At 45.1% G+C, this 24,760-nt stretch carries 33 protein-coding genes; 1 reads left to right on the top strand and 32 read right to left on the bottom strand.

Features of this window, described 5'->3' with window-relative positions; genetic code table 11:
* Positions 1-13: 13 nt before the first annotated feature.
* From ACIRUQ_RS05910 to ACIRUQ_RS06060, 31 genes are all read right to left on the bottom strand, one after another.
* Positions 14-1,561 carry a terminase large subunit gene (locus ACIRUQ_RS05910; protein ID WP_055290006.1) on the bottom strand — a complete coding sequence of 516 codons (1,548 nt, stop codon included), beginning with the start codon at positions 1,559-1,561 and terminating at the stop codon, positions 14-16.
* Entirely contained in the window at positions 1,561-2,040 is a 480-nt protein-coding gene (locus ACIRUQ_RS05915) for a phage terminase small subunit P27 family (RefSeq protein ID WP_055180073.1), read from the bottom strand. Before ACIRUQ_RS05915 ends, ACIRUQ_RS05910 begins: the two co-directional genes overlap by 1 nt.
* Positions 2,041-2,108: 68 nt before the next feature.
* The gene (locus tag ACIRUQ_RS05920; protein ID WP_055180071.1) at positions 2,109-2,306 is read right to left on the bottom strand and encodes a hypothetical protein; all 198 of its coding nucleotides are present in this window, start codon (positions 2,304-2,306) and stop codon (positions 2,109-2,111) included.
* Positions 2,296-2,772: a gamma-glutamylcyclotransferase family protein gene (locus ACIRUQ_RS05925; protein WP_404856550.1), complete on the bottom strand. Its 477-nt coding sequence runs from the start codon at positions 2,770-2,772 to the stop codon at positions 2,296-2,298. The genes ACIRUQ_RS05920 and ACIRUQ_RS05925 overlap by 11 nt, the downstream gene beginning before the upstream one ends.
* Before the next feature lie 89 nt (positions 2,773-2,861).
* Positions 2,862-3,809 (bottom strand): amidoligase family protein, encoded by a 948-nt coding sequence (locus ACIRUQ_RS05930; RefSeq protein ID WP_055290004.1) that lies wholly within the window; start codon positions 3,807-3,809, stop codon positions 2,862-2,864.
* Positions 3,810-3,943: 134 nt separating this feature from the next.
* Positions 3,944-4,501, bottom strand: coding sequence for a helix-turn-helix transcriptional regulator (locus ACIRUQ_RS05935; RefSeq protein WP_055290002.1), 558 nt, complete (start codon positions 4,499-4,501; stop codon positions 3,944-3,946).
* A 14-nt stretch (positions 4,502-4,515) separates the two neighbouring features.
* Positions 4,516-4,695, bottom strand: coding sequence for a hypothetical protein (locus ACIRUQ_RS05940; RefSeq protein ID WP_055290001.1), 180 nt, complete (start codon positions 4,693-4,695; stop codon positions 4,516-4,518).
* Entirely contained in the window at positions 4,695-4,922 is a 228-nt protein-coding gene (locus ACIRUQ_RS05945; protein WP_055289999.1) for a DUF4314 domain-containing protein, read from the bottom strand. The genes ACIRUQ_RS05940 and ACIRUQ_RS05945 overlap by 1 nt, the downstream gene beginning before the upstream one ends.
* On the bottom strand, positions 4,910-5,692 hold the full coding sequence (locus ACIRUQ_RS05950) for a hypothetical protein (RefSeq protein ID WP_242853591.1): 783 nt from the start codon (positions 5,690-5,692) through the stop codon (positions 4,910-4,912). Before ACIRUQ_RS05950 ends, ACIRUQ_RS05945 begins: the two co-directional genes overlap by 13 nt.
* Before the next feature lie 243 nt (positions 5,693-5,935).
* Complete coding sequence (locus ACIRUQ_RS05955) at positions 5,936-7,192, bottom strand: site-specific DNA-methyltransferase (protein WP_055289991.1); 1,257 nt, start codon at positions 7,190-7,192, stop codon at positions 5,936-5,938.
* Entirely contained in the window at positions 7,173-7,628 is a 456-nt protein-coding gene (locus tag ACIRUQ_RS05960; RefSeq protein WP_055289989.1) for a hypothetical protein, read from the bottom strand. The genes ACIRUQ_RS05955 and ACIRUQ_RS05960 overlap by 20 nt, the downstream gene beginning before the upstream one ends.
* Positions 7,629-7,891: 263 nt before the next feature.
* On the bottom strand, positions 7,892-8,245 hold the full coding sequence (locus ACIRUQ_RS05965) for an HNH endonuclease (protein ID WP_004843274.1): 354 nt from the start codon (positions 8,243-8,245) through the stop codon (positions 7,892-7,894).
* A gap of 186 nt (positions 8,246-8,431) precedes the next feature.
* Positions 8,432-8,863, bottom strand: a complete 432-nt coding sequence (locus ACIRUQ_RS05970; RefSeq protein ID WP_055289988.1) for a hypothetical protein — start codon at positions 8,861-8,863, stop codon at positions 8,432-8,434.
* 50 nt (positions 8,864-8,913) lie between these two features.
* Positions 8,914-9,273 carry a 4-fold beta flower protein gene (locus ACIRUQ_RS05975; protein ID WP_055289986.1) on the bottom strand — a complete coding sequence of 120 codons (360 nt, stop codon included), beginning with the start codon at positions 9,271-9,273 and terminating at the stop codon, positions 8,914-8,916.
* A gap of 102 nt (positions 9,274-9,375) precedes the next feature.
* On the bottom strand, positions 9,376-9,738 hold the full coding sequence (locus ACIRUQ_RS05980; protein ID WP_055289985.1) for a type II toxin-antitoxin system PemK/MazF family toxin: 363 nt from the start codon (positions 9,736-9,738) through the stop codon (positions 9,376-9,378).
* A gap of 10 nt (positions 9,739-9,748) precedes the next feature.
* Positions 9,749-10,234, bottom strand: a complete 486-nt coding sequence (locus ACIRUQ_RS05985) for a hypothetical protein (protein ID WP_242853590.1) — start codon at positions 10,232-10,234, stop codon at positions 9,749-9,751.
* Positions 10,203-11,576 carry a DEAD/DEAH box helicase gene (locus ACIRUQ_RS05990; RefSeq protein WP_055289983.1) on the bottom strand — a complete coding sequence of 458 codons (1,374 nt, stop codon included), beginning with the start codon at positions 11,574-11,576 and terminating at the stop codon, positions 10,203-10,205. The genes ACIRUQ_RS05985 and ACIRUQ_RS05990 overlap by 32 nt, the downstream gene beginning before the upstream one ends.
* Complete coding sequence (locus ACIRUQ_RS05995; RefSeq protein ID WP_008117720.1) at positions 11,557-11,838, bottom strand: VRR-NUC domain-containing protein; 282 nt, start codon at positions 11,836-11,838, stop codon at positions 11,557-11,559. Before ACIRUQ_RS05995 ends, ACIRUQ_RS05990 begins: the two co-directional genes overlap by 20 nt.
* A gap of 217 nt (positions 11,839-12,055) precedes the next feature.
* The gene (locus tag ACIRUQ_RS06000; protein ID WP_207642773.1) at positions 12,056-14,440 is read right to left on the bottom strand and encodes a virulence-associated E family protein; all 2,385 of its coding nucleotides are present in this window, start codon (positions 14,438-14,440) and stop codon (positions 12,056-12,058) included.
* Between the two features lie 11 nt (positions 14,441-14,451).
* The gene (locus ACIRUQ_RS06005) at positions 14,452-16,386 is read right to left on the bottom strand and encodes a DNA polymerase (RefSeq protein WP_055289981.1); all 1,935 of its coding nucleotides are present in this window, start codon (positions 16,384-16,386) and stop codon (positions 14,452-14,454) included.
* On the bottom strand, positions 16,367-16,537 hold the full coding sequence (locus ACIRUQ_RS06010) for a hypothetical protein (protein ID WP_172677245.1): 171 nt from the start codon (positions 16,535-16,537) through the stop codon (positions 16,367-16,369). Before ACIRUQ_RS06010 ends, ACIRUQ_RS06005 begins: the two co-directional genes overlap by 20 nt.
* A gap of 69 nt (positions 16,538-16,606) precedes the next feature.
* Positions 16,607-17,149 carry a DUF2815 family protein gene (locus tag ACIRUQ_RS06015; protein ID WP_055289978.1) on the bottom strand — a complete coding sequence of 181 codons (543 nt, stop codon included), beginning with the start codon at positions 17,147-17,149 and terminating at the stop codon, positions 16,607-16,609.
* A 3-nt stretch (positions 17,150-17,152) separates the two neighbouring features.
* Positions 17,153-18,211, bottom strand: a complete 1,059-nt coding sequence (locus tag ACIRUQ_RS06020) for a DUF2800 domain-containing protein (RefSeq protein ID WP_404856537.1) — start codon at positions 18,209-18,211, stop codon at positions 17,153-17,155.
* 68 nt (positions 18,212-18,279) lie between these two features.
* Positions 18,280-18,621, bottom strand: a complete 342-nt coding sequence (locus ACIRUQ_RS06025; RefSeq protein ID WP_242853589.1) for a hypothetical protein — start codon at positions 18,619-18,621, stop codon at positions 18,280-18,282.
* Positions 18,622-18,635: 14 nt separating this feature from the next.
* Positions 18,636-18,830 (bottom strand): hypothetical protein, encoded by a 195-nt coding sequence (locus ACIRUQ_RS06030; RefSeq protein WP_055289970.1) that lies wholly within the window; start codon positions 18,828-18,830, stop codon positions 18,636-18,638.
* A 10-nt stretch (positions 18,831-18,840) separates the two neighbouring features.
* The gene (locus ACIRUQ_RS06035) at positions 18,841-19,239 is read right to left on the bottom strand and encodes a DUF4406 domain-containing protein (RefSeq protein ID WP_055289968.1); all 399 of its coding nucleotides are present in this window, start codon (positions 19,237-19,239) and stop codon (positions 18,841-18,843) included.
* A gap of 59 nt (positions 19,240-19,298) precedes the next feature.
* Positions 19,299-19,616: an HTH domain-containing protein gene (locus ACIRUQ_RS06040; protein ID WP_055290141.1), complete on the bottom strand. Its 318-nt coding sequence runs from the start codon at positions 19,614-19,616 to the stop codon at positions 19,299-19,301.
* Positions 19,617-20,224: 608 nt separating this feature from the next.
* Positions 20,225-20,401 carry a hypothetical protein gene (locus tag ACIRUQ_RS06045; protein WP_156330961.1) on the bottom strand — a complete coding sequence of 59 codons (177 nt, stop codon included), beginning with the start codon at positions 20,399-20,401 and terminating at the stop codon, positions 20,225-20,227.
* Between the two features lie 274 nt (positions 20,402-20,675).
* A complete protein-coding gene (locus tag ACIRUQ_RS06050; RefSeq protein ID WP_242853588.1) occupies positions 20,676-21,425 on the bottom strand; it encodes an ImmA/IrrE family metallo-endopeptidase in 750 nt (249 codons plus the stop codon).
* 52 nt (positions 21,426-21,477) lie between these two features.
* On the bottom strand, positions 21,478-21,846 hold the full coding sequence (locus ACIRUQ_RS06055) for a helix-turn-helix domain-containing protein (protein ID WP_044997959.1): 369 nt from the start codon (positions 21,844-21,846) through the stop codon (positions 21,478-21,480).
* 184 nt (positions 21,847-22,030) lie between these two features.
* Complete coding sequence (locus ACIRUQ_RS06060) at positions 22,031-22,264, bottom strand: hypothetical protein (protein ID WP_055289963.1); 234 nt, start codon at positions 22,262-22,264, stop codon at positions 22,031-22,033.
* A gap of 293 nt (positions 22,265-22,557) precedes the next feature.
* Between ACIRUQ_RS06060 and ACIRUQ_RS06065 the strand changes: the two genes are divergently transcribed.
* Entirely contained in the window at positions 22,558-23,898 is a 1,341-nt protein-coding gene (locus ACIRUQ_RS06065; RefSeq protein ID WP_070103954.1) for an IS30 family transposase, read from the top strand.
* Positions 23,899-24,131: 233 nt separating this feature from the next.
* Here ACIRUQ_RS06065 and ACIRUQ_RS06070 read toward each other — a convergent pair whose 3' ends face one another.
* Positions 24,132-24,641 (bottom strand): hypothetical protein, encoded by a 510-nt coding sequence (locus tag ACIRUQ_RS06070; protein ID WP_055291091.1) that lies wholly within the window; start codon positions 24,639-24,641, stop codon positions 24,132-24,134.
* Positions 24,642-24,760 lie beyond the last annotated feature (119 nt).

Raw genomic sequence — 24,760 nt, forward strand, 5'->3', positions numbered from 1 at the left:
GATACCTCCGCTGTTAAAATACTATAATTCCTCTGTCATCATATACACTTCCGTCACTACCTTCGTTTCTGATTGCACGGTCAAGTGCCATAACGGTTGCAACAGCCCCATCGATCTTCTCTGTGGATTTTTCTTTATCCATTTTGATGTTCCCTGCAGGATCCTGACGGACAAACACATTATCCATCATCCACCGCAGCACCTTATGACCGCCATGTGCGATCCGTCCTTCCAGTGTCAGCTTCATCAGTTCCTTGGTCGGTGGACTCATATCCTTATATCCCTGTCCGAACGGGACAACGGTAAAGCCCATGCCCTCAAGGTTCTGCACCATCTGTACTGCTCCCCATCGGTCAAAGGCAATTTCCTTAATATGAAACTTCGTACCAAGTTCATCAATAAACTGCTCTATGAATCCATAATGGATGACATTTCCTTCCGTAGTCTTTAAACACCCTTCGGCTGCCCAGACATCATACGGAACATGGTCCCTTCGTACACGCAGCCTCATGTTATCCTCCGGTATCCAGAAATACGGAAGGATCACATACTTTTCGGTATCATTCCTTGGCGGGAACACAAGCACGAATGCCGTGATATCCGTGGAACTTGAAAGGTCGAGTCCGCCATAGCATTCCCTTCCGAGAAGCTCTTCTTCATTCACTGCAAAGGAACAGGCATCCCACTTATCCATCTGCATCCACCGGGTGCTCTGTTTCACCCACTGATTCAGGCGGAGCTGCCGGAACACATTCTCCTCTGCTGCATTCTCTTTTGCACTGATATAGGCATTCTGCACTTTCTCAATGTCAATCGTGTATCCAAGTGACGGATTTGCCTTATACCACACATCCTCACTCGACCAGTCATCCTCATCAGAAGCCCCATAAATTACCGGATAAAAAGTCGGGTCGATCTTTCTTCCTTCAATAATATCCAGAGCCTTCTGATGCTGTTCAAAACACACGGAATTCCTGTCTGTCCCGGCTGTTGTGATCAGGAAGAACAATGGCTGTGTTCTGGCATCACCAGAACCTTTGGTCATGACATCGAACAGTTCCCGGTTCGGCTGTGCATGCAGCTCATCAAAGATGACCGCATGAACATTCAGACCGTGCTTGGTGTACGCCTCTGCCGACAGCACCTGATAGAAGCTGTTGGTCGGTTTATATACAAGCCTTTTTACGGACATGACGGGCTTGATCCTTTTCTTCAGTGCCGGACACTGGTCTACCATATCCACCGCAACATCGAATACGATGGAAGCCTGCTGTCTGTCGGAAGCACAGCCGTAGACCTCTGCTCCCCACTCACCGTCACCGCATGTCATATACAGTGCAATGGCAGCCGCCAGCTCCGATTTTCCGTTTTTCTTCGGTATCTCACAGTAGCAGGTATTGTATTGCCTGTATCCGTTTTCCTTTACCGTCCCATAAAGGGTACGGATGATCTCATCCTGCCAGGGGAGAAGTTCAAACGGAACTCCCCTCCACCTTCCTTTGGTGTGTTTCAGGCAGTTTATAAAATTGACTGCATGATCTGCTTTTGCTTCATCAAACATTATCCTGCACCGCCTTTCACAAGCAGAAGCTCCATTTCATCATTCTGCTTATCTTCCCCGCTGTCCGTGGAGATACGGCTTCTTGCAGACGGGGTCAGTCCGAACTGCTCACAGAACTTATTCATGATCTTCAGATATGTCTGTGCGATGGATACCTGCGGTACCTGCTGCCAGTATCCGCTCGGGGTCTTTACGATGGTCCCGTGCTGTGTAATAAACTCCTCTGCTTCTTTCCATCTCGCATATGCCTGACAGTATCCTGCGAATGCTGCCATATCTATTTCTGTCAGGATGCCGAGATGCTCCAGCTGTTTCGCCATCCTTCTCCATTCTTTCTTTGCCTCATCCTCAAGCCATGCCGGACAGCGCGGGGCTTTTTTCTCCGGCTTTGGTTCGCCCGTATTAAGGCTTCTCTTGCCCGGATTGCCCTCAAGCACCTTTACTGCCGTAGGCTTTGGTTTTCTTCCTCTCTGTGCCACTGTCCTCACCTCCCTGTAAAAAAATGGCAACAAAAAAAGACTCCCGAAGAAGCCTTTTTACATAACCGCTATCTGTTTGACCTGTGTATGGTCTCTATAATTTCTTCCTGTTCTTCCCTGCTCACGCCCATGCTTGCAAGTGCCTCACGGGTTCCACAGTCTGGACAGATAAGCGTCTGGTTATCTTCCCTTGAAAGGGCAGGTGTCCGTGTGTATCCTGCCCCGCATTTCGGGCAGATCCTTATTCTTAATGTTTCAGTCTTCATATCCTGCCTCCTTCACCGCCCTGATCTGTGCCTCGGAAAGATAATGCTCATCAAATCCGAAACTGATATAACCTTCAAGGCATGTTCTTACATAGGAAAGGGAAGGAATCCCGATTTTCCGCTCTTCGTGCATGATATACACAAAGCATTTTCTTTTCCTCATTTTCCCCGTCCGTATTCCCCTGATATCCAGTTCCATATCCTTTTTGTAATAAAAAACAGGGCATCCTTCATAACGGTCAAGTGCCTTTTCATCTGTTTCGGTAACAGTCCAGACCGCAACGGGAACCTCACTGCCTTTCTTCGGCTCAATCGTAAGGTATGCCCCTGTAAGACTTCCCTTGAAAAGCAGTTCGTAATCCTTGATGACTGCCGTCCCCATGACCTTTGCGGTCGGACAACGCATTTTCATCTGCCGTAAATTCAGGTTGCTGCCATAAGCAATGTAATATCTTTTCTCCATAATGCTCCATCCTTTCTGAAGGGAACACCCTTCTACCACCTTAAGACCGCACATGGCGGTCAATGCTCCAAGGTGGCAGGAGGCTGTGCCCTTCAAGCTGCCCTTCCGCTTCTAAAAGCGGTGTCTCCTGCAAGTCTCTTTGTAAGGATGTCCCTTGCGGTCTTGAATTCATCCCCGATGAATCCGAGGCGTAAAAGCCATGTCCTCATTGCATATTTCGGATTTTCTGTCTGCTGCGGTTTCGGGCTTGCCGTCCTTACTTCCTTTGCCATCTGGCTTAAGGCAAGGCAGAGCTGGATGTAGCTTTTCAGCTGTCCCGCATGCAGTCCGTTCAGCTTTCCGTCAGCCGGGGCATCAAATTGGAAAAGCCTGAACTCGACCGTCCCTTTTGTAAAAGTAGCATGGTAGTTTAACATATGGTATCGGCTGTCGTTGTAATGATGGTCTCTTCCGTAGCTTGCCCCGTTTGCCGTATACCAGATGTCTGCAAGGGCTGCCATCGTTTTCGGTTTCTTTTTATTGAGTTCCTTAAGGAATCTTGGGTCTACCGTTTTGCAGTAGCGGTTCATCCTCCAGCTGTCGAGGTTTAAGGCATCCGCTAAAAGATTCTCATGTCCCGCCATGATGTTTGCAAGGTTTCGTAAAGTCTGCGGTGTGTGTCCGTTTGCTCCGATGTGGATGTGGACTCCGCATCCCCTTGTGGCATCGCTCTTGGCTCCTGCGTGTCTGAGCTTTCTTATTAGTTCCTGGAGAAGTTCGATGTCTTCGTAGTGAAGGATCGGTGTGACCAGTTCGCATTTTTTATCATCCGGTCCTGAAATGCTGCAATCCTTCTGGAATTTCCATTCCCTTCCGTTTGCATCCCATGCTGACCATGTGTAATATCCGTTTCTGGAAGCCGTGTTTTCAAATCTTCCTGTTCCGAAAAATGCTGCTGCAAGTTCTGCAGCCTTATCCCTTCGGATGTTGTTCATCTCAACCTCGACCCCGATGGTCTGTTTCTTCATTTCCTCGATCTGTTTTGCAATCCTTTCGTTCATGGCTTGTACCTCCGTTTGTTTTCTTCCCTTTCGGTAGGTACATATTCGCTCTAAAACACATATATATCCAGTTATATCGCACCCATAAACTGCACAAAGATCTGTTCCGAAACCTGTGTAAATTATGGCAAGTCCTATTTCATCGGCATCATCATTTCTAGATATTTCTGAGCTTCATTTTCATCCATCTGCCCGAGTTTTTCGTATACCATCCATTCTTCCTCTGTCTGTGGTGCTGGCAGCGGATATGGATATCTTCCTAACAGATATTCCAAAGAGACCTGAAATTCATTGGCAATACTGACTGCCTCTGCAATGCTCATCTTAACTTCACCATTCATAAGTTTCTTTGCTCTCTGTCTTTTTAAACCACACCGTTCTGCAAGTTCAGGAATTCCTATCCCATGAATCTTTACGATCTCCTGCAGCCGTTCTGCGATCACTTTTTCAATGCCGTCTGTCTGCACCTCCCGGACCTCTGTCTGCGAAAGCGGTTCTATATCCTGTAGCTCTTCCTCTGTCATCCCAAAAGCTTCTGCGATACACATCCGCTCCAAATGGCTGGGTTTTCCCCTGCCGCCAAGCAGCCGTTCCACCCGTTCTTCCTTAATTCCACATTTTTCCGAAAACTCCGTTATATCCATCTGATGCTTTTTCATCAATGCCATCAGCTTTCCTCTGACTTCTTTCACTTCATTATCCCCTTTTAAAATTCTTCATCTGTGCAGAAGGTCATCCCCATCTGCAGTTTTATGTAGATATTTGTATAGCGTTCCCTTTCGCTGCCATCAGATCCCATCATGGCTCGAAGGAAGAACTGCTCCGCAGCTTTCTTCGATTCCCATGTCTCTTCTTTACCATAGCAGACCTTCACAATCTTATCCATCAGTCTTTAACCTTTCTCCATTCATCCACTCCATAGATCATCGCCAGTGACCCGTGTCCGTCCCATACCGTATGGAGCTGTCCTGCATCATCCACATATTCCACGGTTCCGGTGGTTCCTGACGGGATCTTCCGGTAGGGGGCATCAAGGCGGATAAGCTCCACCCTGGTTCCTACAGGATATTCCTTCCTCAGTCTCTCAAGTGTCTGTCTGCTTACTCCGAACATACCGTTGACCCCCTTTCTGCCCTGCGGTTGGCTTTCCACTTTTCCGCATCTTCCGGGGTACGGAATGCCGTATGGCCTTTCAGCCCCTTAAGGAAGAAGGATCTTGTTTCCTTTCCTTCGCTCCCGCCAAATCCTATGGATACCAGCCATGCCCTCATGTAATATTTTTCATTCTCTTCAATGGTCTGTTTCGGATTCACACGTTTCTGTTCCGATGCTTTCTTTACCATTGCCGATGCAAGTCTGCAGTATTCCATCATGTCATCGGTATGCGGAAATCCCGTGAACTCAATGTTCCCGTCTGCAAAGGTAACACCGCTGCATCCGCCCTGTTCCGTAATGAACCCTGCTGCCGTCTCCGTATCTTCGAAGGTACTTTCGGCAAGGGCATTTATAAGGCTGTCTGCTATGGAAATGCACTCCCTTCCGACTGCCCTGTTGATAAGGTACTGTTTGGAATGCATCATGTTTATCAGGTTGATGATGCCCTGTGGTGTCATGCTGCCGATCGGTATTTTGATCTCTGCTTCCGGTTCTTCCATCTGTGTTTCCTGTATCTCTTCTGCCACGTCATTCTGGAAAAGCACCCTTCTCACCTCGTCTTCCATGCTATCATCTTCAAATATGATCTTTGCGTCCCTGTCCACCATGATGTTTCCGATGCGGTATGCAAAGGATGGCGGTCCAAGATATTCTGATCTCTGTCCGAAATGTCCGGATAAGGCTTTTACTAATTCTTTCCTGTTTTCAGCATTTGTAATAATTTCCATTCTGCTGGTCTCCTTTCCTTTTGGTAATACCATATATCACTCTGAATGCCCGTATAGTCAAGCAGATAATGGTACTTTCCAAAAGAAAATGTACTGTCCGTTTCTGGACTCCGGAAGCAACATCGCAACCGCTTAAATAACTGTTGTAATAACTGCATTTTCCATAAGTGCTGCTGAGATCCGATGCATTTATGTCCAGCAGTTTCATAACCGAGCTTGAAGCCGCCAATGCCGGAACATACATCAAGAAAGGCTATCTATCTCATTATACTGTCCTACCTTGCATAATTGCTGATATGAAATTTTCATATCGTCACGGATGACAAATACATCCGCATCCGAACCGCACTGTTCAATGTAGCGGTTTACGATCACATCCACAAACTTCTCATCCAGTTCGATGCCGTAACAGATACGGTGTGTCTGCTCACAGGCGATCAGCGTAGAGCCAGAACCAAGGAACGGATCAAGCACGATGCAGTTGCTCATGCATGAGTTCTGGATCGGATATGCCATAAGCGCCACTGGCTTCATGGTCGGATGATCCTTGCTCGCCTTCGGACGGTCATATTCCCAGATGGTGGTCTGCTTCCTGTCGGAATACCACTGGTGCTTCCCGCCTTTCTTCCATCCGAACAGACACGGCTCATGCTGCCACTGGTACGGGCTTCTTCCAAGAACCAGTGCGTTCTTCTTCCAGATGCAGCACCCGGAAAGATAAAAACCTGCATCCTTGAATGCCTTTCTGAAATTCAGCCCTTCCGTATCTGCATGGAATACATAAATGGATGCATCCTGTTCCATCGACTGCTCCATATTTACAAATGCAGCAAACAGGAACTTATAGAAATCCTCATCCGGCATGTTGTCATTTTTGATCTTGCCGGCTGTCTCCTCAACATTTACATTGTATGGCGGGTCAGTCAGGACAAGATTTGCTTTTTGTCCATCCATCAGCTTATCGTAGGTTTCCGGCAGAATGGAATCACCGCAGATAACACGGTGCTTTCCTAGCAGCCATACATCACCTGTCTTTGCCACGATTGGCTTTGCAAGCTCCGCTTCCACATCGAAGTCATCTTCCATGATCTTCTTATCATGCACAGAATTAAAAAGCTGTTCGATCTCTGGCGGTTCAAAACCCGTGATGCTGACATCAAATTCTGAATCCTCAAGGTCTTTGATGAGGTCGGCCAGAAGTTCCTTATTCCATTCACCTGTAATTTTATTAAGCGCTACATTAAGTGCCTTCTCCTTGTTCTTGTCGATATCGACCACGATACATTCCACTTCCGTGTATCCGAGGTCTGCAAGGACCGTGGCCCTCTGGTGTCCTCCGATAATGGTCATGTCTGAGTTGATGATGATCGGCTCGACATAACCGAACTCCCTAATGGAATTCTTGATTTTTTCATACTCCTTATCACCTGGTTTTAATTTCTTCCTTGGATTATAGGAAGCCGGGATAAGGTCTGCTATTTTATAACTCTGAAACTGCATCTTCCATATCCTCCTCTGCTAAAAACCTGTGCCGGAAATAACATTCACGGCCACAGTATTTTCTGTTCTTGTTTCCATAGGAAATGAAAGGCTTCCCACACTGCTCACATACAAGCGTGTAAGAAGCCTTCTCACTTTTCCTCACTGCTTCTGGGTGTGCCTTCCACCATTCCCTTCTGCATTTTTCGCAACAGAACCTTCTCGGTCTGCCAGTCTTCGGCTGCGTGATCGGATTACCGCAGAAGTGGCACACCTCTTTACCGTCCACCATGAGTTTCATATTTTTTGAAACCACCGTGGCATATCCGGCAAGGTTGTGCCTCTTGCAGTAATTCCTTACGATGTCACGGGATAGTCCGATTGCCATTCCGATGGCTTTATAGCCCATCCCCTTCATCCGCATCTCGTTAATTTGCTTTGCCTGTGTGTCAGTCATCCTTTCCACTCTCCTTCCGGCACACAAAAAAAGACCGGAAAAACAATGTTTTTACACTGTTTTCCAGCCTTAAATAATGCGTTTTCCCTGATTTTCTGGCAAAAGGAAATACCCCTTTTTGCCGTGTTTTAAGTACATTCTGCGAAAATTATCATACCCTTTTTATATCCCCCCTGTTTAATTCTGCGAAAATTCACGCAAAGGGGGCCATCGGTCTTCAGCGGTTCAGACTGTAGAGATTTAGATACCCCCACGGTCTGCCGTCAGAACCGATACTCAGGATTGTTATCTTCGTTCCATGTCTTTTTATCATGACAAGGCTTGCAAAGGCTCTGCCAGTTCTTCTCGTCCCAGAACAGGACGGGATCGCCACGGTGCGGTCTGATATGATCGACCACAGTTGCTGTCACTGCATGGCCTTCCTTTAAGCACTGAACACACAAAGGATGTGCCTTCAGGTATCTTGCCCTTGCCTTCTGCCACTGCCTGTTGTAACCACGCTTGCTGCTGCTCGCCCTGTCACCACGGTGCAGTGCTTCATGCTCCTCACAGTACAGTCCGTCTGTCAGCTTTGGGCATCCGGGGTGTCTGCACGGCTTCTTTGGTTTCATCGGCATCTGCCATTCCTCCCTTCTATGTACACGGGCGGTGTGAAAGGATTGAAAAGGCACCGCCTTACGGCAACATAAAAAGGAGCGTTTCCGCTCCCTTTCTTTTTTGCCATCTTAATCATAGCAGATACAAATTAAAAAGTCAGTAAACCATTAGTGCACCTTTAGTAAACCTCTAGTGCACCTATTCCTTTAATCACTCGACAGATGCCAGCCATTCTCGCTCTTTACAGGAAATCCATACTCTTTTCCTGCCCACTCCCGCTTACCAATTGCATTATCAATTACTGGAAGTAGATCCCACAAATGACCTCTGGTTTCCATACTAAGTTTTGGATTCAGATATGCCTTCTGAACAGAATCTCTTACATCCTTAAGCTCTTCTAAGTCAGCTTTTTCATACCATTTAGCTGATAGCGGTTTGCCTTTTTTGATTTCATCTTTTAAAGTCAGCCATACATTTGTAATACTATCCTTATTCTTCAGTCCAAGTATCACTGCAATAACTGCTGCAACACTCACCCCCGCTAAAGCAAGCTGGTCTTTATGTTCTTTAACCCACTTAACCAATCCCTTCTTATCATTCTCTATCTCTTCTGGATTCTTCTGTTGTACTTCTTCCATCACCAATACCCCCTGCTATTCTTCTATGTCAACACAATTGCCGTTCTTATCTATTGTTCAAAAAACTGATTTCCAGATAATCTGGACCAAGATAATGATTTCGCAGCCTTGGCCTGTTTGGCATACTTGGCACATTTAGCTGGCTTCGCATATTTAGCTCCTTTGACTGGCTTTACACATTTAACTGGTTTTACTGGTCCAGAGCCAGTTGCATTTTCCGTAAAGAAAACGCAGCAGCCATTTAAATCCCTAATCCAACCATCTTCAAACCAGCCAAATTGATGACCATTAAATCCGTAAACGGCATCACCATATAAATATGCTACTGGTCTTCCATTAAAAAGATAAATATGAATTCCGTCATCATGTAAATACGCTATTGCTTTGCCATGTGAATCATAAAAAGTCATAACCATCCTCCTTTTCGAATTCAAATCTGATTAGTTTCAATGTGCTTTTATATATTTATATTTTACCATAACGCAAACAAAAAAGACAGCCGTCTGACTGCCTTAATTGTACTCTGCATATGCGCCTATCTGTATCTGGAGTGCCACGGTAATCTGCTCCATGACCATGTCATCCAGCACTTCCCCAATTCTTTCTCCAAGCCTTGTTTTATCAAGGGTTTCCACCTGTTCCGCCAGTGCCATGCTCGGTTTATTCAGACCGCTGCTTTTCTTCAGCGGAATCTGCACATGGGTCGGAAGATACTTCTTTTTCCACACCCTTGCCGACAGCGGAATGACCGTAACCACAGGCGAATGCTTATTTGCCTTATTATTGCTTACCATCAGTGCCGGACGCACACCGCCCTGTTCGCTTCCGGCCTTCTCTCCAAAATCCACATAATAAATATCGCCACGCTTACACATAAAAAACCTCCTATCCGAGGACAAAGGCTTCCACCTGTCTGTCCCTCATTTCATACTGTTTATCCAGTTCCTTCAATGCTGCTTTTCTGTATTTCCCGATCATCGTATGGCTCACATGGTATCTTTCCATCATGATGTCCCATGTCATATCCTCATCCAGAAGATCCGTGATAATGCTTCTATGTCTTTCATCCAGTCCGTTCACTGCATGCTCGAAAAAATCCAGTTCTTCCTTCAGGAACATATATCTTTGGAAAAGAAAACCGTACCACTCGTCATTCTCCCGTTCCATTGCTGCCTTATACTTGATCGCTATGTTTGCCGTTTTATCAGAAAGAGTGCTCGTCTGCACCCTTTCCCCTTCCTGATGGGAATAGAGCATGGAATCGATCATGTCCTGTTCGCTCACTCCCTGAAACTGACGGAGCTGGAACTCAGTCACGGTCAGTTCCTTTTTCATGTTCTTATATTCCTTCATCATTGCGTCTGCCGTCATCCGTCATACCTCCAATCCTTGCCTTTACTGCTTCTATCATCGCATTCTGTGTAGTATCCTTTTTTTCAATTGCCCGGAGGATATCTTCATCGACCGTTCCTTCTGTCACCAGATGCTCTATGATAACCGTGTGTTTCTGCCCCTGTCTGTAAAGTCTGGCATTCAACTGCTGATACAGTTCAAGGGACCAAGTAAGTGAAAACCATACAATAGTTGAACCGCCTTCCTGAAGATTCAGTCCGTGTCCTGCCGATGCCGGATGGATCAGAGCCACAGGGATTTTTCCTTTATTCCAATCTTCGATATCTTTCTTTGTATTGATATCCCTTGCCGGAAACCGTTTTAATATCCGCTCCCTGTCATGCTTGAACCAGTATGCAACCAGAAGCGGTTTTCCGTTTGCCGATTCGATCAGGTCTTCCAGTGCATCCAGTTTTCTGTCATGGATGTTACGGACATTGCCGGATTCATCATAGACCGCACCGTTTGCCATCTGCTGGAGCTTGTTGCTTAAGGCAGCTGCATTTACCGCATCAATGTCCTGTCCTTTCCCGTATTCAAGGATCATTTCATCTGCCATCCTGTCATAAAGTGCCTGTTCGGATTCCGACATGGATACGGTCACACGATTGTTTATGCATTCCGGCATATCAAGATAATCCACGGCTTTCATGGAAATGCTGATATCGGAGATCAGTTCATATATTTTTTCTTCTGCCCCTTCCCTCGGCTTATACGAAAAGATGATCTCACGATTCCGCTTATCCGGCAGAAAGAACCTGTCACGATAGCCGCCGATATATCTTCCAAGCCTCTGCCCCATATCAAGGATTCCGATCTCTGCCCATAAGTCCATGAGGTTTCCCGGTGTTCCCGTAAGCCCGACCACACGTTTTGCCATCGGCCTTACTTTTTTCAGGTCTTTGAACCTCTGTGCCTTCGGGGACTTGAAGCTCGACAGCTCATCAATGATAACCATGTCAAAATCAAAAAATATGTTTTTTGTCATCCATGAAACATTGTCCCTTCCGATGATTGTCACATCGGCTCCTGACAGAAGTGCTTCCTTTCTCTGCTCTGCAGTTCCCATTGCCACGGCAAATGTCATGCCGTAAAGATGCTCCCACTTTTTTATCTCTGCCGGCCATGTGGTCTCTGCCACACGCTTCGGTGCTATCACCAAGATCCGTCTCACTTCAAAATAGTCAAACAGCAGAAGCCACAATGCCGTAAGCGTGATGACCGTTTTGCCAAGTCCCATATCCAGGATCAGGCAGCTCACGGGATGTCTGATTATAAAATCTGTTGCATACTGCTGATAATCATGTGCTTTGTATTTCATCAAGGATACCTCCGATCTGTTCAATATTATCAACTACATAAACGGGAAAACCTAACCTCTCAAGCATCCGCTTTCTCTTCAGCTGAAGCGGTCTCGGCTTCTTCCCCGGTGCTTTCAGTTCCACAAATGCCATTTTCCCGTCCGGCATCAGGACGATGCGGTCAGGCACTCCATTCATACCGGGTGATACGAACTTCAGTGCCATGCCTTTCCGCTTTTTAGCTTCTTCCCTCAAATGTCTCTCTACTGTACTTTCTAGCAAAACCAGATACCTCCTTTGCCGATTGCGGTTGCCATATGCCTTCAACTCCTATACGCGCATATATACATGAATTGCTCTTTTTATCTTTATTTTTAATTCTCAACTGGATTTAATGGGAAACTGGGAAACTAAGAACCGCAACCCCTTATTTTCCAAGGTGTCAGCACGGTTTCCGACTACCGTTGTCCATCTGCATCTGGGAAACCCCGGAAACCGCCTAACGGGTTTCCTCTGGTTTCTCATCCATCCGCACAAAAGTCTTCTGCACTCCGTAAAGGGGGACTTTGGTCTTGCCCGTGGTATTGGAATCATACTTCTTCCATCCCCCGATCTTGTTTAAGATGCCTTCGATCTCATAGGAATCCGCCTTCTTTAAGTTCTGACGCTCCTTGCCGAAGCACTCCACCCAGATTTCCATGATGCACACACGCTCACGCATGACCGTTCCTTTGACACCGACCGTCTCGAACTCTCCTCCGCCAAGGAATGCCCTTCTCTGGTAGACATCCATTGATGACCAGTTATCCGGCAGCAGTCTGTCAAGATAGTCCTGCACGATGCCCTCACGGTCATCCGACTCCATTGCCTCCTGCTGCATCTTGTATGCTTCCTCTGCCTCCGCACCTTTTAAGAACAGCTCCTCGCCCTCGTTATACAGATGGATTGCCTCTGCCCAGATCTGGTCGACACAGTCAAGCTCCCACGGATGGTGTTTTCCTGTCCCCGGCACATGCACGGGCCAGAATCTTCGGTTGCCCGTAACGTCACGAAGGAATCCGCCCTCGGAGTTTGTGCTTCCCACAATGATGCATTTTCTTGGATGTGACTCTACATTGACCCCGTATGCCTGACGGAACTTATCATCCTGACGGGTGACAAAGGATTTTACTACTTCGACTTCCGTCTTGCGGATACCATTCATCTCACTGATCTCAAGTATCCAGTTTCCGAGCAGCTTCTCGGCAGCAGTCTTATCCCTCATATCCGAAATGGATAAGGAATCCGAGAACCACTGCTTTCCAAGGATGGCAAAGAAGGTGGATTTTCCCATTCCCTGCGGTCCGTTCAGCACGAGGATGGAGTCGAACTTTACTCCCGGCTTATAGATACGTGCTACCGCAGCCACCAGTGTCTTGCGGATGACTGCCCTTGTGTACGGTGAATCTTTCGCACCGAAATAGTCGATGAGCAGTGTATCGATACGCTCCTGTCCATCCCAGTGAAGCGTTGCAAAATAATCCTTGATCGGATGGTAGAGCCTGTCGGATGACACCACGGCAAGCAGTGCATCCTTAAACTTGGTCGGTGACCAGATCCCGTACACCCTCTCGAAATACACCTTTGCATTTGCAAGGTCAGAATCGTTCCATCCGGGTTTTACCTGTTTCCACGGAAGCGAACCGATGACATCAATGGTATCCTTGAACTCGTTGTACACGATGTGCTTGAAGTTCTCATCGTTGCGGATGATCAGTGCGATGTTCTGCAGGGTATCCTTGATATTTCCCCTACGGTCAAGTACCAACTTGTTCTGCCAGTCCTCATCCGGCTCCGGGGAAAATTCCTGTACCGCCAGCTCCTGTCTTTCCTTGGCAAGTGTGTTCTTCACTTCTTCATCTGCAGAAACAAAATCCTGCATGGCTTTAAAAGAAGGGAGTTTTCCCGGCTCTGTCCCTTCGGCTACCCTTGCATCCTTGTCACCGAATTTATGAAGCCTTACCACATCAAACGCATTCATCAGCTTTCCGCAGCATGGGTCTGTTGCATGGTGGCTGTATACGAACAGGTCATCGTAGACCACAACTCCGGCAGCCGAGTCCGCTGGGATATAATCATATCTTCCGGGGATTGCCCTTGAATGCCTGTACACATCTGGGATGAATTTGTCGATTGCCTGTGTCACCGTGTATGTGCGGTTGAAGGCCCCGATCAGCCCGTCCTTGGAAAGCGGGTCAGCCTGTTTTTTTATATCCCTCTGCACAACGGATGCCTGACGGTTGCTGACCGGCCATGCTGATACATCATGCCAGTCCTTATAACGGGACAGCACTTCATCGGGATCGACTTCGTTCCCTTCGATCTCCTGAAACACATACTCACCGTCACTGGAAGTGCTCGGCCAGTACATCAGTCTTGATGGTTCATAGGTGGAATCATCAAAAAGCTCGATTCCGATATCCGATGCAAGCATACGGCTGACTGCCCCGTACTCATCGGGTGTCACGTCCCTTGTCAGAAATATGATGATACGCAGTCTCGGCTTCTCCGGCGTATGCTTATGCGTGGAATACACCACCATCTTCATGTCAAAGAACATTTCCAGTTCATCAATGATACCCGGTGTTCCGTAATCCATATCAAGTGTGATAGCGGATCTGGAAATCACGCAGTCCTTCTTCCTGCGTCCCCCCTTCAGCTTTCCAAGCACGAAACCTCCGACATCCTTGATATTGTCCTGCTGCCCTTTCGGCATCTTCCTGTACTGCTCCATTGTTTCCGCAGTATATTTTGTCTTGGACAGACGGCTGACAAAATCTTCATATGTCATATCCGTGCAGTTAAACTTTTTATCCATTCTTGAGTTTCCGATTGATACAAACATGTTTCTGCCTCCTAATCTTTCTTGTAAAACGGACTTTCAAATCCGGCAGCTTTAAGCGGAAGCCCCTCACACCAGTCAGGGCATACCGCCATGATCTCATTTACTTCTTCCACCGAAGATATTCCCTCCGGCACTTCAAGCACCACTTCATCATGGATGTGGCACACGATATCAAATCCCTTCTTTTCCAGACGGAGCATTGCTTCTGCCAGTACATCCCTTGCGGTTGCCTGAACGATATTCTCACAGAATTTTGCCCCGTAAGATTCGATCCTCGTCCACTTGCGATTCGTACCGACACCTTCATAGCTGACGCTCTCCGAACCGAATCGGTTCACGGTCATCCTCGGTCTTACATAAGACAGCACCCTTCCTGACGGCAGTGCAATCTTTAACATCCCGGACTGGTAATATACCGTCACCCTTCCGACCGTGGTCATCTTCCGCTCCTTCACGGCTGCCTTTACCGCACCGTCAATTTCATACCAGTAATTCACGATGTGCGGATTTGCTGTCCGCCATGACTGCACCAGTCCTTTCAGTTCCTCTTCTTCCACAAAATTTAATGCTCCCATGCTGACAAGCGCACCTTCCGCACCGCCATACTGACAGGCGAGTGATGCCACTTTTCCCCTTGCACGGTACGGGCTTCCTTTTGTGATTTCTTTGATCGGGATATGGAACATCTTGGATGCCGTCTGCTCATAGATCTTTCCTGCACCACGGAACTCCTCCATGACCCATCCCTCTCCGGCAAGGTATCCCATGACCCTCGCCTCGATTGCGGAAAAGTCACTGACAATGAATCTGCATCCCGGCTTTGCCACAAATGCAGTACGGATCAGTTCCGACAGCACCTCCGGGGTGGAATCATATAAAAGCTCCACAAGGTCATATCTGCCTTCCTTTACGATGGATCGTGCCAGTTCCAGATCTTCCATGTGGTTCTGCGGAAGGTTGTGGATCTGTACAAGTCTGCCTGCCCATCTTCCTGTACGGTTGGCCCCGTAAAACTGTAATAATCCATGCACCCTTCCATCCGGGCAGACGGAGCGTTCCATTGCCTCATATTTCTTTACCGAGGTTTTTGACATGGAAAGCCTCAGCTTCATCATCTCGGATACTTCCCCTTCCGTTTTCTCCACCAGTTCTTCCACGGCTGCCTTGGCAAGGGAATCCACCTCGATACCTTTTTCATTCAGCCAGTCCTTAAGCTGTGATACACTGTTCGGGTTTTCCAGTCCCGATATCTCGTATGCCCTCTTGGATGCTGCTTCCTTATATAAAAGATCACACGCCACTGCATGGCTGATCAGTTCACGGTCAACCATGATCCCACGGTCATTGATCCTCTGGTCCATGCAGTAAAGCTCCTGTTCCCTGTCTGGTATGGGGAATTTCGCCAGCTTGCTTCTGATCTGCTTTTCCACATCCACGTCACGGATGCAGTATGTCTTAAACAGCTCCCACTTCTCAGGAGCATCGGACGGAAGGTTTCTTGTCCTGCCCCCGTTTGCCTTGGTGGGCTTGCACGGCATACAGAAATAGCGGATGAGGTCTTTGCCTTCCGACATCTTTTTCTTATCAAGGTTCAGTGCTCCCCCCACGCCTTCCAGTGACAGCGGGAGCGACAGCATGGATGCCTGAACTGCCGTGCATCTCCATCCTTCCGGCTTTAAGGAAAGTCCGAAGAATCGGTTGATACAGTTACGCTCAAAGGCAGCATTGAATGCTGTTTTTACCACGGAATCATCCATAAGGCATTCCATGATCTCATCCGGCATCGTCTGCCCGGATGCAAGGTCAATGATCCTTGTCGGTTCATCATTCAGACTGTATGCAAACAAAAGGATCTCGAACTGCTCCGATGCTGCATATCTATGTACCCCGCAGTCCGGGAGTGATACATCTGAGTAAGTTTCAATATCAATTGCAAGTGTGTCCATAAGCCTGTCCCTCCACTCTTTTCTTTATTCTGCTGATCCCCGTTCTTGCTGCTGCCATATTGCCAGACTTCATCTGCCCTTTGATGGTGCGGTATGTGTTATACGGGATATACTTCTTTATGCTGTTAAGCTCCTTCATCAGTTCTTCCATGAAATAACATCTCCTTTATGTACACGGACGGTGGAAACCACCGCCCGGTTTAATACTGCCGTTATGCTCCTATGAGAGGAAATCGTCCTCTGCATCCACTGCCTCGAACTCATCCTTGGCATTTGCTCTGGAACCGAGAGGCTCTCCATCCCTTAACTTCTGCACATTTCCAAGTCCTGCTGCGATACCCTTATTTCCGTTGCTGTTGTAAGCATAGAAAGTAATGGATACCCTTCCGTAACAGCCGGAATATACCTCGCTCTGGTCAAGGATCGGCTGTACCTGTCTGTCCACGATCTGAGGGGCCTGTTTGCTGTTGGCGTTCAGGAACATGCTGTCTGCATACGCCTCGTCTTCAGGTCTGTCGATGTCACCATCTCTTAACGGTGTTTTCAGGTTCGCCGGAATCTTACCTCCCCACTTGCCTTTTCCCTCATCCTTAGCGATTTCGATTGCCTTCTTGATCTTGGAGATGGTTTCCTTATCATTCTTGTCGATGATGCAGGATACGGAATACTTCGGTTCGCTTCCATTGATGGAATCCGGCTCCCACAGGTGTGCATAGCTGAGTCTGCAAGGTACGATTACTTTTGTTAAATTAGCTGTTGTCATAATTTAGTCCTCCTTAAAATCCGCTTCTGCGGTTGCTGTTTTAACTGCTTCTCTTTTATCTGAATCCGGCACCAGTGTGACTTTGCCGTCAGGCTTGTATACCAAGGAGCCAAGGATCTCTTTAAATTTCTTTTTTCCCATCAGCCTTTCCATTTCAGTAATGCCGATCAGGCTCTTTTTATAGATGTCTGTGTATCCGGCTTTCTGTGCTGCCTCTGCCACTTCATCTTCATCCGTATATTTACGGTTGCTTCTTCCCAGAACGAGTTTGTATCCAGGCCATTCCTTATGGTTGACCACTGCTTCATTCTGTGCATAGGTGTAAACTTCTTCGGCCCATTTCTTCAGGGCATCTGCCTTGGAAAGAACCTCTGCAATTTCCTCATCCGACATAAGGGCCGGCTCGGCAAATTCCATCTGTGCAAGTTTCAGGTATTCCTCTGCCCTTGCACGGCATGTAAATCTTGCCTTGCAGAATCGGCAGTGGTCTCCGGCTTTAAACTCTCCCTCTCCGGCAAGAGCCTTTGCTGCTCCCGGTTCAAGAACGTCCTTTCCCCATACAAGCAGATCTCCGGCTGATATCTCCCAAGTGGAAAAATGTTCGATCCTTGGCTGGACAATGGTAAGCTCCACCGTGTCGATCTCATATAAGAAACCAAGCATGTCCAGAACTCCAAGTCCATAGATCATAAGCTGGACATTCTGTTCCGCATCGACCACCACGCCCTTGCCGAGCTTCAGATCGATAATGTGGATCTTATGGGAATCGACTACCACCATATCTGCAGTACCGAAACAGTCCATGATTCTGTGTGCAAGACTGACCTTCAGCTCCACTCCGATGAACGGGTCATCACAGTCCTTTCTTGCCTGTTCGATCTGGCCGATGTTATATTCCACGTAGTCATCCACTGCTTCGAGCAGCTCATCCGAATAATAATCAGATACGGGTCTCTTGGTTCTTTTCTTCAGATACTTATTGATGAGATACTCTGCCATCGCATGTCCGGCAGTACCCTCTGCTGCAAAGGGTGACTCTTCATCCGGGAACTGCTCCTCCAACAGTAACGATGGAGGGCATTCCAGGCGTCTTTTGCCGGACGATGGCGAGTATCTTGCGTGGCCGCCCATTAAAGCACCTGTGCTTTCTCATACAGTTCCGGCAGTTTTTCATCAGGAACATCCGACAGCTTCTGGAAACCGAACTGCTCGATCAAGTTCTTTACCTCGGAGGTCTTTCCTGATCGGGACTTGTCCGCAAGGAAAGCACGGACCGTCTTTCTGTCAACGGCTGTCTCCTTCGGGGCAGCTTCATCTTTCGGTGTATCTGCCACAGGATTTTCCTTCTTTTCTTCCTTCTTCACAGGCTTTTCTTCCTTCTTAGATGTATCTTTCTGTGCTGCGACCATCTTTCTGATTCCTGCAGCAATCTGCTCGTAGCCCTCGGCTACCAATAACAATGCTTCGCTCATTGCGTTCTCTCCTTTCAAATGCGTGCCAGCTTCACATCGCCTGTATACACATCAACTTTGTTTACACTGGACTTGTACTTTCCCCAATCCATCAGAATATGGAACGGGTACTCCTTTACAACGGCTGCTTTTTTCTTCTTTTTTCCACGGGTGACCATAATTCGGTCACCCTGATTCAGTCCGTAACGGACATTTACTCTTCCTGACATATCGGATCTCCTATCTCATGAGCTTCAGCCCCTTAACCAGGGAACGGTACTCATCACTGGCACGGTCATCAATCGGAATCGTTTTGACACAAATCTGTTCAAAATTTCTGTCATAAAGTCTTACAGGCTTCTTCATCTCCTTGGCATGTTCCAGTTCGAATCTCATGCCTTCCGTAATCTCAAAACCGAAAACATAGACCATATCACATGTATCCATGAGTTCCAGTCCCATTTCAATTCCCGTCATTCTCTCATTGGGATTCTTCTCATCAAGGAAGGTTGGAAAATAGATATGTGGTGCAACTGGGACATTCCCGGCTCTGGCAACGATCTTTGCATAATATGCTGCCTTCTTTTTGTTTTCCTCGATGTTGCCCTGATACGGGCTGCAGATAAAAATTTTCATCATAATAATTCATCCTTTCTCATTCGGCTCTCATGGCCGTGGGGTTCTCGTAAATATAGTTCTTACAAAGCAAAATCACGAAGGATACTGTTCATCACCTCAAGATCGTCACCCTGAAGTGTTGACTGCAATTTTTTTAACAGTTCCTGCTGTTTCGGTTTCAGGTAATTGCGTCCGACATAATATCCATCAGCAACTTTTACACCTCCGCCATATCTTCCACGAACCGTCTCAATTGGGTGAGCGAGAGTTAATTCTTCGATGTCATTTTTAATTGTCCGGACCGATACACCGAATTCTTCGGCAAGATTATCAATCTTGTCCTGTCTTCTCTGGCATAAGACCCTGAGAATCGCCTCACGGCGCTCACTTGGTGTCATACTCTTTTTTGCCATCTCTCGCTCACCTCCTTCCTGTTCCCTTGCTTTGTGACTAAAGAATAATTTTTAAAAGTGCAGACTTTTTGCACGATTAAAAAATAATTTTCAAAAATTTTTCAGATGTATCAAAACTTCATTTTTTATGCCTAATAATTTATTCTCCTCGTACCTGACGATTTTCCGTAAAATAAAACCAGAGGTGCAGAGAATATATAAGGTTAGGTATTTTTACATCCAATACTGAACTGAATCTCATCGTTCAGAAGAACATCGATACTGCCCAAATCTGCATCATAGCCAGGCATCTATATACTTGTTCTCCCTTTTGTTCCTGAAAATCTTTAATCTTTTGTTCATTGCAATGTAGAAATTTATCTGCGTGATTAACCCAATCCGTCAGCTTTCCTTTTTAGAAACAAAAAGGCCAACAGACTGTCCGATAAACAGGCTGTTGGCTATAAATGGGTGAATTTAAGAAAGCCACTAGAATTTCTGATTTTTTACAGCATTCTACTAACATCCCTGTTTCGTAGGCTACTGTAATATCAGCGCATCCTAGTGGCTGTCTTTACAAGCTAGTCCGATTATTAAGTTTACTGTTCTGCCCATCATAAAACACAGGCATTTTCTTCTTTTCCAATCTGAATCGGAATATCCTCTTTCGTAATCCTGCATTTATGAAGCACCACAACACTCCCTGATACTTCAGATTCTGTTTTGCATACAAAACATTTCTTATTATATGGGCATTCCTTGGTGCATCTATGTATTACTCCATCTGCCATGTGTTCTCACCTTCTTTCCACAAATTTACATTTCCCTTTTTCAGGATATTAATCAATGTCGAATTTTAGAACCAAAAAGTGTGCATATTTCCTAATATTACTTCATATTTTATTCTGAAACCCATATTATTACTATGTGGGTCAACATTACAATATGTTCCATGAATCAACATAATATTCATATTTTCTTTTGTTCATTTGTTCGCTAACTTGCTAACACTTAGGTCAAAAAAATATGCGGATCATTCTGTAATCCGCATACTTCAACCTTCTGCTAGTAATTACAAGCCAAATCAAAAGAAATCATGTTAAGAATATCTGTGCTCAGATGCGCCTCTTGTGGAATATATCCAAGCTGTTTCAATCGGTATCCTGCTGCTTCAAATGATACATTAAATATCGAAGCAACTTCTTCTGCCAGGGCATAATGATAAAAAATCTGCTGCAGTCCTGGTCGTTTAAAATTTTCAGCTACCATCCGTACCATTGAAACAGGCATCAGAACTGCAGATGATAATGCATTCGCCTGCCATTCCATCCAGTCCCTGTCTGTCCAGCTCTTTGCTGTCCGGCAATCCATCTTTTTTGTATCTACACGACACTGAACCATTGGTGCCGGAGTTTCTCCCATCAGGTCAAACAGCGTTATCTGGTCAGGATCATAGGCAAAATATTCTTTATGCAAAAACTCATGTCCTGCCTCGTGTCCCATCGTAAAACGATATCTGTGTTCCTGATTTTCTTCCAAGAGCGTCTTATCAATTATCACGGTATGTGCTTTTGCACTGATATAGTCCGCACAATTATTCTGCGGATCATACACGGGTACTTTGTCCGTGTCATTGAACACCGTCATACCAAGATAAACACCGCAATGCGACAGGTACTGAAAGTCCTGATCCATTCCCAGATAATCTTGTGCCAACAAATCGATATCTATTTCCTGTGGAGATTTTAATGCTTCCGGCATAAAATCCCCGACAATATTCTGTCCAATAACATCAATCTCTTTTCTGCTTAACACTGGTGCCCCAGATCTCTTTCTTTTAATTTCAGGTCTATACATATACAGGTTCTTACCCCTTTCGCTTTCTTAGTTCCTCGACAAACTGGTTCCATTCTTCTTCTCCTGCATCCAAGTCCCTTGCCGTCCTCAAAGCTGCACTGACATAGTCCCGTTCCATAATATATTCTGGAAGGTCCGGTGCTACGGCATTTCTCTTCTTTCCAGCAAGGTCAAGCATCTGTGCATTTTCTTCTTTTGATAAATTCAGTATCTGTGCGAGTTGGGTAAGTTTTTCCATATCGAAGGGGTTGCGTCTGTCTTTTTCCACATCAGTCAAAAACGGTGCAGATACCCCTAACATATCAGCCATTTTCCTCAATGTGATTTTCTTTTCAACTCTCTTCTTACTTATAAATTCTCCAAAATTCGCATACATCATAATTTTCACCTTTTCTCTGTTTTCGCTTTTCTTTTCGTTTTTTTCATTTCTTCATTTCATTTTTTATATCGGTGTTCATATATTAGCACGCTTGCTTGTTCGCTAACTTGCTAACTAAAGTATATAAAATTTGAAGGGGATTGTCAATCATATTTTTTTGCAAAATTATCCCCTTCCATTTACTTTAATGTATGTAATCATATGGAGAACGATATCCCGTCCTTTTTTCTGTCTTTCTATGTATGGAAGAATCCGCATCATCATAGCTTGCAAAAAGCCTGTTGCTTCTCACTTGGATGCCGCCTCTTGTACCAAACCGGATTATATAAAAGTTTCCGTTCCGCTTAACTATAGTCACTTCACGAATAATCCGGTTGCTCTCGACAATATAAGCTGTCGAACCGATTTCAAATGTCATGTAACCATCGCCTCCTACTACTGTGGTCAGTCAAGGGAAAGTGAACCAACCTGATAGTGTTACTCTGCGATATGTATCCTAACGTAGCGATGCTTTAATTATAAGAACATTTGTTCGTTTTGTCAATAGCCCTATTCTTTGAAATAACACGAAGCTTGAATGAAAAAGTAAATTCTACCTGGCAAGAGTTAATTCTACGTCTGTAGAATTAACTCTTGCATAGATTTTATTCTTCATTTTTTGTACAATGTCAAGGCAGTTGATTGCCTGCCTGTGCAGAAAGTGAGGTTATTATGAATGAGAACCGACCAAAAGGCAATCAGAAGCATATAGATCTATCAGGAAGAATTCGTATAGAACAAGGTCTAAATAATGGCGAATCATTTAGAACTATTGCTAGAGATTTAAACAAGGATCCTAGCACTATATCTAAAGAGGTAAGACGTCATTCTGTTATTAAAGAACGTAAGCCTGATGCCTTTGCACCTATACCCTGCGCTAATAATTACGATACCTCTAAACCGAAAGCCAATGTATGCAAGATACTTCATGGATGCGGAGATAATGAGTGCACTCATAAATGTGTTAACTGCAGAAAGGCAAGATGCAGTGAAATTTGTAACCACTATAAGCCGAGACAGTGTGAAAAACTTGCTAAGCCTCCATATGCATGTAACGGCTGTCCAAAGAAAACGAACTGCATGATGGATAGAAAAATATATTCATCCAAGTACGCTCAGGATACCTATGAGACACTGAGAACGACAAGCAGAGAAGGTATTAATCAAACGCCTGAAAGCATTCAGAAATTAAATGACCTGCTGTCTCCGCTCATTAAAAAGGGACAATCAATAGCTCATATCTATGCTTCTCATGCAGAGGAAATTGCTTGTTCAAGAAGAACTATTTACTCCTATATTGATAGTGGTGTTTTCGAAGTCAGAAATATGGATTTACGTCGTAAGGTCGTATACAAACCAAGGAAGAAAAAAACTGCCACCAGTACAAAAGATCGTGCATTTAGAAAAGATAGAGGCTACAAAGAGTTTCAAGAATATATAAATAAAAATAAACCTACATACATCGTAGAAATGGATACAGTGGAGGGTGTTAAAGGCACAAAACCATGTTTTTTGACGATGCTTTTTAGAAACTGTAAGTTAATGCTTATGTTCCTTTTGAAAGAGCAAACTCAGGATGAGGTCAATAAAGTTTTTGACTATTTAACTGAAGTCCTTGGCATTGAATTATTTCAAAAACTATTTGAGGTAATAATCACAGATAATGGACATGAATTCCAGGATAGATGGAATTTAGAGTGTGATGATAACGGTGAAATGAGAACGCGAATTTATTATTGTGATCCTAATCGTTCTGACCAAAAGGGTGCGCTTGAAAAAAATCACGAATACATAAGATATGTTCTTCCTAAAGGAACAAGTTTTGAGAACATAACAGAAGAAACAACACTGTTATTGCTTAATCATATCAATAGTGAAAAACGAGACAGCCTCAATGGACATAGTCCATATGAGGTGTCTCGAATCTTGCTGGATAATAGACTTCATGAAGCTCTTGGATTAATTGAAATCCCGGCAGATGAAGTAACACTAATCCCAGCATTAGTAAAATAAAAATAGTGTAAGCACAGGCAAGTTTCACTGCATAGAATTTAGTCTTTCCAACAGACATGTGGAATTTAGTCTCGCACACTATTTCCAGATGTCTCTTTCTCATGCAGAAAAACGTACAATCTGTACCGTATGAAGACATTATATACTAAAAAATGCGGGATGTATACTTCCTAAAGTAGAAGTTAATCCCGCATAAATTCAAGAAAGCTAAAAAGTAGAATTTACTTTTTCATTCAAGCGAAATAACACGAAGCATTCTCTTTTGTTTTTACTGTATATTGTTTTCCTGTACTATCATTTACATAAAAGACTAACGGCTTACTCTTCTCTATATTATCCTCATTAGCTTCCAAAAATAATTGAAATTTATCTTTCTGCCACTGCAGATCTATGGATTCTTCCAAATCCAATGTTTGTGGCAGCTTTGTATATACCATTTTTTCTATTCCATTCGCATCCACAGGTGGCATCACAATAGCACTTCCCTCTTTAAGATGCACTCCCCATGTACGGATGATAACCTTTCTGTTACCTGTATTAGTAACACTTATCCCAATAAATTTGACTGATTCTCCCGTATTTGGATTATATAATTGAAAATTATCTGAAAAGGCAAGTTTTATAATTTTCTTTTGACTATATTTTGTTTGCCATAATGCAACCACAACTGCTGCTGTTGTAGCAACAGCACCAAGAGTACCGCCAATTGCACCAAATGCCGTCCAAAACAGATTCCAGTCCATGTTCGTCGCACCTCTTTTCTGCCTGCTGATTATTATTTTTCATCATTAGATACACTAGCACCACTACCTTACATCACAGATTTAATTTCTGAATATCCATGCGTGTATCCGACAAATAA

Origin of the sequence: Eubacterium ramulus (assembly GCF_045002895.1) — a bacterium.
Lineage (GTDB): Bacteria > Bacillota > Clostridia > Lachnospirales > Lachnospiraceae > Eubacterium_I > Eubacterium_I ramulus.